We start from the raw sequence: 14,416 nt of genomic DNA, 5'->3' as shown, positions 1-14,416 counted from the left end.
ACACCCCTTTATTGGTTTTTTAGACGCTCAACAGCAGGAACTCACGCTCCCAGGAACTGATCACTCGCTTGAAATTCTCGTGCTCGGCGCGCTTGACCGCCACATAGCCACGCACGAACTTATCGCCCAGGTACTGCTTGACCGTGTCGCAGTCCTCCATGCGCGCCAAGGCATCTTCGAGGGTGAACGGCAAGCGCAGGTTGCGGCGCTCATAGGCGCGGCCTTCCACCGGCGCGCTCGGCTCAATTTGCTCGATCATGCCCAGGTAGCCGCACAGCAAGCTCGCGGCAATCGCCAGGTAGGGGTTGGCATCCGCGCCCGGCAGGCGGTTTTCCACGCGCATCGCGTCGGGGCTGGAGGTCGGCACACGCAGGCCGACGGTGCGGTTTTCTTCGCCCCACTCCACGTTGACCGGCGCCGAGGTGTCCGGCAAAAAGCGGCGGAACGAGTTCACGTTCGGCGCGAACATCGGCAGCAGTTTGGGAATGTACTTTTGCAAGCCGCCGATGTGATGCAAGAACAGCTGGCTCATCTTGCCGTCGGCGTCGACGAACACCGGCTTGCCGGTGGCGATCTCCACCACGCTCTGGTGCAGGTGCATGGCGCTGCCCGGTTCGTCGGCCACTGGCTTGGCCATAAAGGTCGCGGCCACGTTGTGCTTGAGCGCGGCTTCACGCAGGGTGCGTTTGAACACGGTGATCTGGTCGGCCAGGTCGAGGGCATCGCCATGGCGGAAGTTGATTTCCATCTGCGCCGGGCCGTCTTCGTGGATCAGCGTGTCAAGGTCCAGACCCTGCAGTTCACACCAGTCATAGACGTCTTCGAACAGCGGGTCGAATTCGTTGGCGGCGTCGATGGAAAACGACTGGCGCCCGGTTTCGGCCCGGCCCGAACGGCCCACCGGGGTTTTCAGCGGCAGGTCCGGGTCTTCGCAGCGCTGGGTCAGGTAGAACTCCATTTCTGGCGCGACAATCGGCTGCCAACCTTTGTCGGTGTACAGTTGCAGGACTTTTTTCAACACGTTACGCGGCGACAACTCGATGGGGTTGCCCTGCTTGTCGAAGGTGTCATGGATCACGATGGCGGTGGGTTCGATCGCCCACGGCACCACGTAAGTGGCGTTGGACACCGGCCGGCAGATCATGTCGATGTCGGCAGGGTCGAGCAGGTCGTAGTAGATATCGTCGTCGACAAAGTCCCCGGTCACCGTTTGCAGCAGCACACTCTCCGGCAGGCGCATGCCTCGCTCATGCAGGAACTTGTTGGTGGGCGCAATTTTGCCGCGTGCGATGCCAGTCAAATCACTGATCACGCACTCGACTTCGGTAATCTTGTGTTCTTTCAGCCAGGCGGACAGCTGATCGAAGGGGGCGTTCATAAGGACCTCGTCATGGGTTGGTTGCACGCGCCGACTTGTACTCCCGGCGCATTGAGGTCTATCTTGGGCCAGCCTTCAAACGGCATCTATCCACTTTGCACGAACCATAACGCACCAATAGAGTGCGCCCAGGTTACCCATGACACAGGCAACAGCTTTGCGCGTACAGGCCTTCACCACCGGTGATGTGGCCGCTCAATGCAGTGCGACACCCGGTTGGGTGCAGCAGTACCAGCAGATGTCCCCAGGGCATTTTGCCGGGCAGATCCGCTACCTCGACCTGCACGGCGTCGAGGTTTACGAAGAGTGCATGAACACTCGCGTGGAGCAGCATTTCAATGCGCCACCGGGCTCCCTGGCGTTCTGTTTCGATGGCAGCGACAACGCGCTGTACATGCTCAATGGCGAGAGCCGCAACACCTGGATCACCCCGGAAAACTACCGCGAAGTCGCGGTGGTATTCGGCCCGCAGTTCGTGCAGCGCCATGGTTTGGATGTGGCGAAACTTGAGGGGTTGTTCATGGCACCGCTGACGTGCCAGCAGAACGCGCTGTTCACCCGATGGCTCAGTGGCACGCTGACACGGCTGTCTGCGCTGACTGACCCTATCAGCCGTGATGCCCTCACCCAGCAATTGCTTGATGACTGCCTGTTTATTCTCGACAACGCTTGTGTGTGCCTGGACCGCAGCTCGTTGCAGCGGCGCAGCGACGAGCGCCTGTTGATGGCGCGTATCGGTGAATGGGCGGCGGATGCGCCGGATGAAACCGCCAACCTGCTGGAACTGGCGCAGATCGCCGGTGTGCCGTTACGCCAATTGCAGCAAGGCTTTAAGACCTACACCGGAATGAGCCCGGCGCAGTGGTTGCGCTTGCGCCGGTTGAACGGGGCGCGGCGTGAGTTGTTGAGCTCGACTCGGGCCACGGTGGCTGAGGTGGCGATGAACTGGTCGTTCTGGCACTTGGGGCGGTTTTCCCAGAGTTATCGGGCGTTGTTTCGGGAGTTGCCCAGTGAGACGCTCAGGCGTTTGGGTTGACGGGTGTTTTTGGTACTGACCTGGGGGCCAAAGGATGTAAGAGCCGCAGCAACAGCAGAGCCATACTCGGTCAAAGGTGGGAGCTGGCTTGCCTGCGATAGCGTCAACTCGGTGTACCTGATGTACCGAGGTGTCTGCATCGCAGGCAAGCCAGCTCCCACAGAAAAGCAGCTCTTCAGTGTATGCAAATCCGCCTTTCGCTTTTGATTCAACCACTCAGGTCGGCTACTAGGCCGCCGTGCTGTAGATTTTGATCTTGATCTGAGGCGCCCCGTTAACCACGGATTCAAGCCTTCGTTCTGGCACACCGAGCCTAAGCGAGGCACCGAGTGGTGGGGCGAAGACCTTTTGGTTACTTTTGGCTGGGCCGGCATTCCGGGCGTTTGCCAAAAGTGACCCGCTGTAAGAGCGGAACCCTACTCAGCCGTTACCGCAGCAACGGATATGTACACAACACAACCATTCTCAATAACTTGTAAATCCCAGCACATCCCCCTAGCTTATGCGCCCCCCGCCCTGCGCTTTAAGGCCCTACCCCCATGGTTGTGCGTTTTCGTCCCGTCGTTACCTCACGTTTCGCCCTTGGCCTGCTACTCAGCGGCAGCCTGGGCAACAGCATGGCCGCTGAAATCGAACTACCGGCGGTAAACGTCCAGGGCCAGGAAGACTCCGGCTATCGCACCAACAGCGCCTCGGTCGGCGGCTTCAACGAAGCGCCGTTGCTGGACACTCCGGCATCAATCACCGTGATCAACGCCGAACTGATCAAAGACCAGCAGGCGCGGCTGCTCAGCGAAGTGCTACGCAACGACGCCTCGGTAGGCGACAGCTACGCCCCCATCGGCTACTACGAAAACTTCGTGATCCGCGGCTTCTCACTGAACGCCGCGAGCAGCTACAAAATCAACGGCCGCACCATCACTGGCGAGCAAAACGTCGCCCTGGAAAACAAGCAGCAGGTCGAAGTGCTCAAGGGCCTGGCGGGTTTGCAAAGCGGTATTTCCGAACCCAGCGGCGTGATCAACTACGTGACAAAACGCCCGGAAGATGTGCGCTCGGTTACCGTGTCCACCGATGACCGAGGCAGCGGTTACATAGCCACCGACGTGGGTGGCTGGTTTGGCAGCGAGCAGCAATTCGGCCTGCGCGCCAACGTCGCCCACGAAGACCTCAATTCGTATGTCGAGCACGCCGATGGCCAGCGCGATTTTGTGTCTCTGGCCTTCGACTGGAACATCAGCCCCGACGCGGTGCTGCAACTGGACGCGGAATACCAGAACAAGCAACAGCGCTCCGTGCCGGGTTATCAACTGCTGGGCGGCACCGAAGTGCCCCATGACGCGTCACCGAAGAAATTGCTGGGGCACCAGAGTGGTTCCCATCAGGTCGGCATCGATTCGCTGAACCTCAATGGCAAGTTTGAATACCGCTTCAGTGATCAGTGGAAAGGCAGCCTCAGTGCCGCCCACAGCAAAGTGGTGATTGATGATTACAGCTCGTTTGCCTGGGGCTGTTACTACGTCGGTAGCTGCAACGCCAACACCTTCAGCCCGGAAGGCGACTACGACGTCTACGACTACCGCAGCCCCGACGACACCCGCCGTGATGATGAAGTACAGGCGGCAATAACAGGCCTGTTCGACACCGGCAGCCTGGGCCATGAACTGACTTTCGGCACCAGCGCGTTTCGCCGGGTGATCGACAAGCGCAAGTCCGTCAACGAATACATCGGCAGCGGTAATATCAACCAAGACGCACCGACCTTCGAGCCTACTGATAAGCCGCTGAACCCAAGCCATCGCAACCTCGACAGCCGTCAGTACGGCCTGTTCGTCACCGACCGCATCCGCTTCAACGAGCAATGGCAAACCATCATTGGTGGGCGCGAAGTGCGTCTGGATGAAAAAGCCTACGATGACCAAGGCAACCAGGCGCGCCACACCCAGCAATACGTATTCCTGCCTCAAGCTTCGTTGATCTATAAACCCGTGGAAAATATCTCGCTGTACACCAGCTACAGCAAGGGCTTGTCATTGGGCGGCACGGCACCGTGGTTTGCCCGAATTCCCGATGAAACCCTGGCCCCAACCGTGTCCCGGCAAATCGAAGCCGGCGTGAAATACGACTGGCACCGCATCAGCTTCGCCGCCGCCGTATTCCAGACCCGCCAGGCCTATCAATACGCAAAACCCGAAGGCCTCGAGTTTATCTACGTCCAACAAGGCGAACAAAAAAACACCGGCCTGGAACTCTCCGCCAACGGCTGGGCCACCGACCGCCTGCAGATCGCCACCAGCGTCGCGGCGATTCGTGCCCGCGTGAACAACAGCGGCACGCCAGACTACGAAGGCCACCAGGCGCTCAACGTCCCCAAACTGCGCGCCAGCCTGTATGCCGATTACGCCCTGCCATGGATGAATGGGCTGGCCGTGTTGGGCGGCGTGCAATACAGCGCCAAGAAGTACGCCGACCGCACCGGCAATGTGCAAGTGGGCGACTACGCCGTAGTGAATGTCGGCAGCCGCTACACCACCAAAATCGACGGCTATGAGACCGTGTTCCGCCTCAGCGTCGATAACCTGTTCGACAAACGCTACTGGCGCGATGCGGGTGAATACCTGGGCGACGACTACCTGTTCCAGGGCGCGCCCTTGACCGCGCGCCTGAGTGCTTCGGTTAACTTCTGAGCCTGCGCGGCGCTGCCAGCCACAGCGCCGCCAAACCACAGACCAACAGACTCCAACCCAGGTCCTGGGCCCAGGCGACCAGGGTCAACCCAGCGCCGATCACCAGGTAATACAACAAACCAAACAGCGCGGCGGCAGTGCCCAGACGATCTTGGTAGGCCACCAGCGCGGCCCCCAGCACATTGGGGATGGCCATGCCGAATGCCAGTACCACCAGCAGCATCGGCCAGACAAATAACCCGCTGTGTTGCAGCAGCACGACCAGCAAGCCACCCAGCACTGCGACACCGGCGGCGATCAGCACTAATCGCTCGCCGTTTACCCCACGCTTGAGCAGTCGCTTGTTCAGCCACGCACCACACCCGGAGCCCAGCGCCAGCAAGACGCCGCTGTAGCCGAAGTCGGCGGCAGACAAACCCAGCCGCGAAAAGATGAATGGCCCCACGCTGTAATAGCTGAACAGCGCAATATTGAACGCCGCCACCAGCCCCACCGAACGCCAGATCCCGGCATCCCTGAGCAGCAACCGCAACGTCTGGCCCAGCGCGGCCGTCGGCATCGAGGCTGGACGCGTCTCGGGCAACGCCCACACGCACCACGCCCATAAGCTCAGCGAGAGCAGCAACAAACCACTGAGCACACCGCGATAACCGAAGAACTGCACCAGGCTGGCGCCCGTGAACAGGCCCACGGCCGGGCTGGCGGCCAGGGCAATGCCCATCAGCGAAAATACCTGGGCCAATTGCACGCCCTTGAAACGGTCACGCAGCACGGTCTGCGTCACCACCGAACCGACCGCCGCGCCAAACGCCGCCAACGCCTGAGCCAGCAGCAAACCGTTGAAGCTGGTCATGCCCAAGGCCAGCACCGAGGCAGCCACGTACAGAGCCAACCCGGCCAGCATCACCGGCCGCCGCCCCCAACGATCACACAGCCGGCCCCACACCACCACGCCAAAAGCGAACGCCAGGAAATACACCGACAACGTCTGCCCGGCCCGCTCCGGCCCCACCGCAAACGCCCGGCCGATATCTTCCAGCGCTGGGCTGTAGAGCGTTTGGGCCAGTTGCGGGAACATCAGCAACGCGACCGTCAGTGGCAAAAAAAATTTAACCTTCATCCCCAACTCCTTTGCTTGAAACAGCGCAAGAAGTGTAAGGACTGTCGATTGGAGTATTATCCAGACTTTGACAATTTACCCATCAAATCGGACAACCTATGGCCTGGCTCGCCACCGACGCTACTTTCGATCCCGACCACCTGGCAGCGCCGGTCATCGGCATTGCCGCCCTGCTCGGTGATCACGACTCCGGCCTGCACCGCCACCAGCGCGGGCAACTGCTGTTCACGCGCCAAGGCTGCACCCGTATCACCCTGGACAACCAACTGTGCCTGCTGCCGCCTTCGCGCGCCGCGTGGATCCCGTGCGGCGTGCCGCATCGCGCGGTGATGCACAAAACCGTGGACTATCGCTCGGTGTATCTGAGCCCGGCACTGGCCGATCAATTGCCTGCACAGGTGGGGGTGATCGAGGTCAGCCCATTGCTTCGCGCAGTCCTGGAACCCATAGCGATGGCGCCCTTCGACACCGATTGGCAAACGGGCCGCTACGCGCATTTGCTGGCGTTGTGCCTGGATGAAATCCAGGCGGCCACCGCACAACCGATGCTCCTGCCCTTGCCCCAGGACAAACGCCTGGCGCCCTTGCTCGCCGATCTGGAAAGGTTACCGCCGACCCTGCAAGCCCTGGAAAAACAGATAGGTGCCAGCACCAAGACCATCGGCCGGATTTTCCTGCGGGAAACCGGCCTTGGCTATCAGCAATGGCGCCAGCAGTGGCGCCTGATGCGGGCCATCGAACTGCTTGCCATCGGACGCAACCAGGGCTATTGCGCGTTCGAGTTGGGCTTTGCCAGCGACAGCGCGTTGATCGCCTTCTTCAAAAGCATGACCGGCAGCACGCCACGCGGGTATTTGAAAGTCGACTGAGGGCGTGCATGAGGCCGCTTCAGCCCGGTAGCGGAATCACCCGTAAAGGCCGCACCGACTTATAGGAAAAACTTGAGTAGATTTCTTTAACACAGGGCAACGTCTGCAACACCTCACGCGCAAACTCGCCAAACGACTCCAGGTCTTTGGCCACCACCTCGAGCAAAAAGTCATAGCGCCCCGACACGTTGTGGCAGGCGACAACTTCGGGAATCTCCAGCAGCCGTTGCTCGAATGCCCGGGCGATTTCCTGGGTGTGGCTTTCCATCATGATGCTGACAAACGCCGTCACGCCATACCCCAGCGCCTTGGGCGACAGAATCGCCTGATAGCCGCTGATCACCCCGCTCTCCTCCAGGTTGCGCACCCGTCGCCAGCACGGCGAGGTGGTCAGGGCGACGCGGTCGGCAAGTTCGGCCACGGTCAAGCGGGCATTACCTTGCAAGGCGTTTAAAAGGGCTTTGTCGGTGCGGTCCAGACTCACGGGCATAACGTGCCTCTATTTGTTGTTTTTGTCGATTATTCGCCCCGAAATCCGGGATTTTCCTGGGTTTTTTGCAATGTTCAACTCTAGTTATGAGCATAGCATTGTAGGAAATAAGGAGCGTCCGACATGAACAACAAACACAATACATTCGGCTTTTCTACCCGCGCCATCCACCATGGTTACGACCCCAAGGACCATCACGGCGCCCTCGTACCGCCGATCTATTTATCTGCCACCTTCGCGTTCCCCACCGCCGAATATGGCGCTGCCTGTTTTGCCGGGGAAGTCAGCGGCCACTTCTACACACGCATTTCCAACCCGACCCTGGCACTGTTGGAATCACGCATGGCAACCCTGGAAAACGGCGAAGCTGCCGTGGCCTTCAGCTCCGGCATGGGTGCGATTGCCGCAACGTTCTGGACCCTGCTGCGCCCGGGCGATGAAGTGATCGTCAGCCAGACCCTGTATGGCTGCACCTTTGCCCTGCTGCACCATGGCCTTGCTGAGTTCGGCATCCGGGTGCGACACGTCGACCTCACCGACCTGGCCGCCCTGCGCGCGGCATTGTCCCCTGCCACCCGCATGGTCTATTGCGAAACCCCGGCCAACCCCAACCTGCGTCTGGTGGACATCGCCGCCGTGGCCGAGCTGGCGCACCAACAGCCAAATGTCACCGTGGTGGTCGACAACACCTACTGCACCCCCTACCTGCAAAGGCCACTGGAACTGGGGGCCGATGTGGTGGTGCACTCGGCCACCAAGTACCTCAGCGGCCATGGCGATATCACCGCCGGTATCGCCGTGAGCAACCAGGCGCTGGCACAACGTATTCGCCTGCAAGGCCTCAAGGACTTGACCGGCGCGGTGATGTCGCCGCAGGACGCATCCTTGCTGATGCGCGGCCTCAAGACCCTGGCCCTGCGCATGGACCGCCATTGCAGCAACGCCCAGGCGGTGGCCGAAGCGTTGCAAGCACACCCTGCTGTGCAGTGGGTCACCTACCCGGGCCTGCGCTCTTTCCCGCAATACGCCCTGGCAGCGCGGCAGATGAAGCAGTCCGGCGGCATGATCGCGTTTGAACTCAAGGGCGGCATCGACACCGGCCGGCGCTTCATGAATGCCCTCAACCTGTTCACCCGCGCCGTCAGCCTGGGTGACGCCGAGTCGCTCGCCCAGCACCCGGCGAGCATGACCCACTCCACCTACACCCCCGAAGAACGCGCACAACACGGTATCAGCGAAGGCCTGGTGCGCTTGTCGGTCGGGCTTGAAGACATTGCCGACCTGTTGGCCGATATCCACCAGGCCCTGGCCAAATGCACGCGTGCGGCACCGCGCCGGGCCGTGGTGGAAGAACACGCCGTGAAATAGGGCCTACGGTTGAGGTAATCCTTTCCTACAGACGGTGGTCGGACTGGTCCGACCGCCGTTATGCGTTTTTAATCTGTTTTTTTTGCCGATTGGATCCCCATGCATTTCCCTGGCTGTACTAGCATAGGTGCTCGGCGGGTGCATTATCACTGTAGGTTATTCACATTGGTTACCTTGTTAAACCCCGTCGCTATAAGGATGAATACCTGCACTCAACATTCATGGACGAACTGATGAACTCACACCTGTTCCCTCATATAGGCAAGGTCATCGCCAGCACCGGCAGCCGCCATTTCCCGCGCATGCTGCATGACTTGATCCTGACCCAGCTGGCAGTGGACGCTACCCATATCACCCAACTGCAGGTCAGTGCCGAAGGGCACACCCGACGCCGGATCAGCCCGGTCTACACCGACTCGGTGACGGCGCTGGGCGAAGCACAACCCGCTGCCCAATTGCACCTCACACGCCGCAAGGACGATGTGCGTTATGTGTTGTCGGTGTATCGCTCGCATCAGTCGGAAAGTTTTTCGCCACAGGAACGCAGCATGCTGGAGGATTTTTCGACGCTGCTTCTGCCCATGGTCGAGAAACACATCACTGCGATCCAGCCGTGTCGCCAGGGCGGATCGCCTGTGGTCGCGGAAAATCAAGGGCTTGAAACCTTGCGTCGGCGCATTGAAGAACGTCTGGTGCAATCGGGGTTGACCTTGTCCAATCGAGAACTGGATGTGTGTGTGGGTTTGCTGGCCGGGCGGACTGCACCGGAGTTGGCGGAGCAGTTGGCGTTGAAGGTCAACACTATTGAAAGCTACCTCAAGCGGGCGGCGATCAAGCTTGGGATCAGCGGGCGGCATTCGTTGTTGCGGTGGATGTATGCGGGTGATGAGGGGGTAGCCGCGGCTCTCTAGATCAGGCTGTGGGTTGTCTTTTGGTGGTGTACATATCCGTTGCTGCGGTAACGGCTGCCTATGGTTCCGCTCTTACAGCGGGTCACTTTTGTAGAGAGAGACACAAAAGTAACCAAAAAGTCTTCGCCCCAACACTCGGTGCCTCGCTGTGGCTCGGCATGCCCGCAATCCGCCAGTGATTTGGGGGGCCGCCGCAATGGGCCATCCTTGGCCCAGCGCCGCTAAACCGGCATCCCTGCCGGTTTACCCCCCCAAATCCCTGTCAGATTCCGGCCATCGTGTTTGACGGGGCGATTTCAGATCAAGATCAAAAGCGCAGATCAAAAGACCGCTGACTTCGTCATCGAAAAGGATGTAAGAGCCAGAGCAACAGCAACAGCAACAGCAACAGCAACAGCAACAGCAACAGCAACAGCAACAGCAACAGCAGAGCCATACTCGGTCAAAGGTGGGAGCTGGCTTGCCTGCGATGGCATCAACTCGGTGTACCTGAAGCACCGAGGTGTCTGCATCGCAGGCAAGCCAGCTCCCACAGAAAAGCAGATCCCAGGTGTATGCAAATCCGCTTTTCGCTTTTGATCTAACCACTCAGGTCGGCTTTCAGGCCGCCGTGCTGTAGATCTTGATCTTGATCTGCTTTTGATCTGAGGCGCCCCGTTAACCACGATGGCCGAATGCAGGCTTGAATCCGTGGGTAACCCGGCAGGACGCCGGGTTAGCCGCGCTGGGCCAAGGATGGCCCATCGCGGCGGCCCACGGATTCAAGCCGGAGTGCGGGCATGCCGAGCCTAAGCGAGGCACCGAGTGGTGGGGCGAAGACCTTTTGGTTACTTTTGGGGCGTTTGCCAAAAGTGACCCGCTGTAAGAGCGGAACCATAAGCCGCCGTTACCCAAATAACGGATATACACGCCGACAAACCGCCACCAAAAGCCAATCAATCCCGCGCCAGTGCCTCAATCGGGTCCAACCGCGCCGCATTCCGTGCCGGCACAAAACCAAACACAATCCCGATCAACGTCGAACACGCAAACGCCGTCACAATCGACCCCACGGAAAACACCATCTCCCACTCCTTCACAAACAGCGAAAACAGATACCCAATGGCGTAAGACAACGAAATCCCAATAACCCCGCCGATCAAACACACCATCACCGCCTCCACCAGAAACTGCTGGCGAATATCCGATTGCCGCGCCCCCACCGCCATGCGAATCCCAATCTCACGGGTGCGCTCAGTCACCGACACCAGCATGATATTCATCACCCCAATCCCACCCACCAACAACGAAATCACCGCAATCAGCGACAACAGCAGCGCCAGGGAGCGGCTGGTTTTCTGCACCGTCTGCATGATGCTATCAAGGTTATTGGTGAAAAAATCCTTGGTCCCATGCCGCTGCAGCATCAGCTTGTTAACGTTGTCTTCCACCACCTTGCTCGGCTGCCCATCCTTGATACGCACGGTAATGCTGTCCAGATGCCGCTGCCCCAACAGCCGCCCCGCCGCCGTTTCATAAGGTACCCACACGTTCAACGCCTTACTGGCAGCGAACATGTTTTTATTGTCAGCCGTCACCCCGATCACCGTACACGGCAGGTTCCCAACCAGGATCACCTGCCCCAGTGGGTCCACGTTCGGCCCGAACAGGCGATGCCGAGTGTTGTGGTCAATCACCACCACCTGCGCCTGACGCCGCGCATCACTTTCACTGAAGGCAATCCCGGCTTCGAACTTGAGCCCTTTCACCTTGAAATACCGATCACTGACGCCATTCACCTGCGCATCCAGGTCGATATTGCCAAAGCGCAGCAACAGGTTGCGCCCTACCACCGGCGTGGCGCTGTCGACGTAATACAGTTGATTCAACGCCTCCACATCCGACGGCATCAACGTCTCGATGGCCGACGCACGACTGTCGCCGAAACTGGTGCCGGAAAAGATATCGATGGTGTTGCTGCCAATCGCCTGGATGTCCTTGAGCACATAACGCTTGGCCCCCTCGCCGATCGCTGAAATCGACACCACCGAGGTAATGCCGATGACAATACCCAGCATGGTCAGCAAGGTGCGCATGCGATGGGAAATCAGCGCGACCCAGGCCATATTGAAGGCCTCCTTGAACAACCCCAGGCTCGCCACCAGGCGCCGAGCGCCGCTGCGCTTGGGCTCAATCGGCGCTTCGCTGGGCAACTCCAGCCCCACACTGTCATTGGCCTTGTCGCTGACTATCTCGCCATCACACACCTCGACAATCCGCTGGGCGTTCGCCGCGACCTTGGGGTCGTGGGTGACGATAATCACCGTGTGCCCCGCCGCGTGCAGCTCGGCGAGGATGCGCATCACCTCCTTGCCGCTGTGGGTGTCGAGGGCGCCGGTGGGCTCGTCGGCGAGGATCACCTCACCGCCATTCATCAAGGCCCGGGCGATACTTACGCGCTGTTGCTGGCCACCGGAGAGCTGGCTCGGGCGGTGGGTGGTGTGCCCCGCCAGGCCAAGGCGCGTAAGCAGGTCGCGCGCGCGGCTGTGCCGTTGGCTCTCGGGCGTACCGGCGTAGATCGCCGGCATTTCCACGTTATGCAAGGCGCTCAAGTGCGCGAGCAAATGGTAGCGCTGGAAGATAAACCCGAAGTAATCCCGGCGCAGTTCCGCCAACTGTTCATCGCCCAGCGAGCGGGTCTCAATGCCGTTGATCTTGTAGCTGCCGGCGGTGGCGTAGTCCAGGCCGCCGAGGATATTCATCAAGGTGGATTTGCCGGAACCCGAGGCACCGATGATCGCGACCATTTCGCCGGCATGAATCGTCAGGTCGATGCCCTTGAGTGCGATGAACTCGCGCTCGCCGGCCATGAAACTGCGGGTAATGCCCTTGAGCTCCAACAGGGGTTGGGTCATGGCTCAGTTCCCCGCCACAGCTGGGCTGGCGTCGCCGATCACGACTTTGTCGCCCTCGGCCAGGCCCTCCAGGATCTGCACCTTGACGTTGTTATTGATGCCGGTCTTCACATCCCGCGACAGCGCTTTGCCCTTGGCGTCCAGCACCCGTAACGGGTAAGTGCCGTCGTTATTGCGCGCACCAAGCGCCGCCACCGGCACCATCAAGGCCGCCTGGGCAGTGTCGAGCACAATACGCACCTGGGCGGTCATGGCGATGCGCAGACGATGGTCCGGGTTAGGCACGTCGAACAGCGCGTTGTAAAACACCGCGGTGTTCTGCTTGGGCGTACCGGCGGTCTGGGTTTCGAGGAAGTTCTGCGGCGCCGGCTCCGTGCCACGCAGCTTGGCGTAGTAGCGCTTGTCGGCTTCACCCAGGATGGTGAAATACACCTGCTGGCCGGGGCTGATATGGATCACATCGGCCTCCGACACCTGGGCCTTGACGGTCATGGTGTCCAGGTCGGCCAGCTTGAGCAGCACCGGCGCCAACTGGTTGGCGATCACGGTCTGGCCTTCCTGCGTGACGATGCCGACTACATCGCCGTCAATGGGCGCGACGATGCGCGTGTACGCCAGATTGACCTTGGCGGTATCGATCTGGATATGCGCGCTTTTGATCTGCGCATCCAGCGACAACAGGTTGGCTTGTTGCACCTGGAAAGTGGACTCGGCGTCTTCAAAATCCTGGCGCGATACCGACTCATCCACCTGCAAGCCCTTATAGCGCTCATACACCGACTTGGCCTGCTTGAGCTGCGCCGCCGTGGCGCGGCGCTGGGCCTGCAGGTTTTCCTCATCCACCTGGGCTTTACGCAAGGTGTTTTGCAGAATCAGCGGGTCGATCTCCGCCAACCACTGGCCCTTCTTCACCTTGTCGCCGACCTTGACCTTGAGCGACTTCAACTGCCCCGACACCTGCGCGCCAACATCGACCTGCTTGATGCCCTCAAGCAAACCGGTGGCCAACACAGCATTCTCAATATCACCGCGCTCAGCCGTGGCAGTGAGGTACTGCGGCGCATCGGCGGGTGCCTGCACCGTGTACACCACCAGGCCAATGGCAACAGCCAATACCGCGAGCATTCCAATTTTGCGAAACTTTGACTTTTCCATAAATGACCATAAAAAGATGAAGAGGGCCTACAACGGCACGGTCCAGTGTGGGAGCTGGCTTGCCTGCGATAACATCAACTCGGTGTGCCTGACACACCGAGGTGTCTGCATCGCAGGCAAGCCAGCTCCCACAGAAAAGCAGATCCCAGGTGTATGCAAATCCGCTTTTCGCTTTTGATCTAACCACTCAGGTCGGCTACTAGGCCGCCGTGCTCTGCTTTTGATCTTGATTTTGATCTGAGGCGCCCCGTTAACCACGATGGCCGAACGCAGGCTTGAATCCGTGGGTAACCCGGCAGGACGCCGGGTTAGCCGCGCTGGGCCAAGGATGGCCCATCGCGGCGGCCCACGGATTCAAGCCGGAGTGCGGGCATGCCGAGCCTAGGCGAGGCACCGAGTGGTGGGGCACAGACCTTTTGGTTACTTTTGGGGCGTTTGCCAAAAGTGACCCGCTGTAAGAGCGGAACCCTAAGTCGCCATCACAAAAACAACGGATATGTACCCGGCA

Annotated in this window: 10 protein-coding genes; 5 read left to right on the top strand and 5 right to left on the bottom strand. The window is 60.0% G+C overall.

Features of this window, described 5'->3' with window-relative positions:
• Positions 1–19 precede the first annotated feature (19 nt).
• The gene (locus HBO41_RS21915; RefSeq protein WP_017135352.1) at positions 20–1,378 is read right to left on the bottom strand and encodes a glutamine synthetase family protein; all 1,359 of its coding nucleotides are present in this window, start codon (positions 1,376–1,378) and stop codon (positions 20–22) included.
• Between the two features lie 139 nt (positions 1,379–1,517).
• On the opposite strand from HBO41_RS21915, the gene HBO41_RS21910 reads away from it, so the two are divergent.
• Together HBO41_RS21910 and HBO41_RS21905 are read left to right on the top strand one after the other, a co-directional pair.
• Entirely contained in the window at positions 1,518–2,414 is an 897-nt protein-coding gene (locus HBO41_RS21910) for a helix-turn-helix domain-containing protein (protein ID WP_099550140.1), read from the top strand.
• A 539-nt stretch (positions 2,415–2,953) separates the two neighbouring features.
• Positions 2,954–5,101 carry a TonB-dependent siderophore receptor gene (locus HBO41_RS21905; RefSeq protein WP_169987703.1) on the top strand — a complete coding sequence of 716 codons (2,148 nt, stop codon included), beginning with the start codon at positions 2,954–2,956 and terminating at the stop codon, positions 5,099–5,101.
• Here the strand turns inward: HBO41_RS21905 and HBO41_RS21900 are convergent.
• Positions 5,091–6,221, bottom strand: coding sequence for an MFS transporter (locus tag HBO41_RS21900; RefSeq protein WP_138453900.1), 1,131 nt, complete (start codon positions 6,219–6,221; stop codon positions 5,091–5,093). The genes HBO41_RS21905 and HBO41_RS21900 overlap by 11 nt on opposite strands.
• A 98-nt stretch (positions 6,222–6,319) precedes the next feature.
• Here HBO41_RS21900 and HBO41_RS21895 point away from each other — a divergent pair, with 98 nt between their 5' ends.
• Entirely contained in the window at positions 6,320–7,090 is a 771-nt protein-coding gene (locus tag HBO41_RS21895) for a helix-turn-helix transcriptional regulator (RefSeq protein WP_169987701.1), read from the top strand.
• A 19-nt stretch (positions 7,091–7,109) separates the two neighbouring features.
• Here HBO41_RS21895 and HBO41_RS21890 read toward each other — a convergent pair whose 3' ends face one another.
• Positions 7,110–7,580: an Lrp/AsnC family transcriptional regulator gene (locus tag HBO41_RS21890; protein WP_017136655.1), complete on the bottom strand. Its 471-nt coding sequence runs from the start codon at positions 7,578–7,580 to the stop codon at positions 7,110–7,112.
• A gap of 123 nt (positions 7,581–7,703) precedes the next feature.
• Between HBO41_RS21890 and HBO41_RS21885 the strand changes: the two genes are divergently transcribed.
• Positions 7,704–8,948 carry a methionine gamma-lyase gene (locus tag HBO41_RS21885; RefSeq protein WP_169987699.1) on the top strand — a complete coding sequence of 415 codons (1,245 nt, stop codon included), beginning with the start codon at positions 7,704–7,706 and terminating at the stop codon, positions 8,946–8,948.
• A gap of 233 nt (positions 8,949–9,181) precedes the next feature.
• Positions 9,182–9,859, top strand: a complete 678-nt coding sequence (locus tag HBO41_RS21880) for a LuxR C-terminal-related transcriptional regulator (protein WP_169987698.1) — start codon at positions 9,182–9,184, stop codon at positions 9,857–9,859.
• Between the two features lie 935 nt (positions 9,860–10,794).
• Here the strand turns inward: HBO41_RS21880 and HBO41_RS21875 are convergent.
• Positions 10,795–12,753 (bottom strand): MacB family efflux pump subunit, encoded by a 1,959-nt coding sequence (locus tag HBO41_RS21875; protein WP_169987696.1) that lies wholly within the window; start codon positions 12,751–12,753, stop codon positions 10,795–10,797.
• A gap of 3 nt (positions 12,754–12,756) precedes the next feature.
• Entirely contained in the window at positions 12,757–13,908 is a 1,152-nt protein-coding gene (gene macA / locus HBO41_RS21870; protein ID WP_169987694.1) for a macrolide transporter subunit MacA, read from the bottom strand.
• Between the last annotated feature and the right edge of the window lie 508 nt (positions 13,909–14,416).

The sequence above is a fragment of the Pseudomonas sp. WS 5146 genome (assembly GCF_012985495.1).
Classification (GTDB): Bacteria; Pseudomonadota; Gammaproteobacteria; order Pseudomonadales; family Pseudomonadaceae; genus Aquipseudomonas; species Aquipseudomonas edaphica.
This window is presented reverse-complemented; position numbering and strand designations above follow the sequence as displayed.

What these genes read in the sequence shown, in the direction of transcription:
- HBO41_RS21915 (WP_017135352.1), bottom strand. Translation starts at nt 1,378, where the DNA reads ATGAACGCCCCCTTCGATCAGCTGTCCGCCTGGCTGAAAGAACACAAG.
- HBO41_RS21910 (WP_099550140.1), top strand. Translation starts at nt 1,518, where the DNA reads ATGACACAGGCAACAGCTTTGCGCGTACAGGCCTTCACCACCGGTGAT.
- HBO41_RS21905 (WP_169987703.1), top strand. Translation starts at nt 2,954, where the DNA reads ATGGTTGTGCGTTTTCGTCCCGTCGTTACCTCACGTTTCGCCCTTGGC.
- HBO41_RS21900 (WP_138453900.1), bottom strand. Translation starts at nt 6,221, where the DNA reads ATGAAGGTTAAATTTTTTTTGCCACTGACGGTCGCGTTGCTGATGTTC.
- HBO41_RS21895 (WP_169987701.1), top strand. Translation starts at nt 6,320, where the DNA reads ATGGCCTGGCTCGCCACCGACGCTACTTTCGATCCCGACCACCTGGCA.
- HBO41_RS21890 (WP_017136655.1), bottom strand. Translation starts at nt 7,580, where the DNA reads ATGCCCGTGAGTCTGGACCGCACCGACAAAGCCCTTTTAAACGCCTTG.
- HBO41_RS21885 (WP_169987699.1), top strand. Translation starts at nt 7,704, where the DNA reads ATGAACAACAAACACAATACATTCGGCTTTTCTACCCGCGCCATCCAC.
- HBO41_RS21880 (WP_169987698.1), top strand. Translation starts at nt 9,182, where the DNA reads ATGAACTCACACCTGTTCCCTCATATAGGCAAGGTCATCGCCAGCACC.
- HBO41_RS21875 (WP_169987696.1), bottom strand. Translation starts at nt 12,753, where the DNA reads ATGACCCAACCCCTGTTGGAGCTCAAGGGCATTACCCGCAGTTTCATG.
- macA (WP_169987694.1), bottom strand. Translation starts at nt 13,908, where the DNA reads ATGGAAAAGTCAAAGTTTCGCAAAATTGGAATGCTCGCGGTATTGGCT.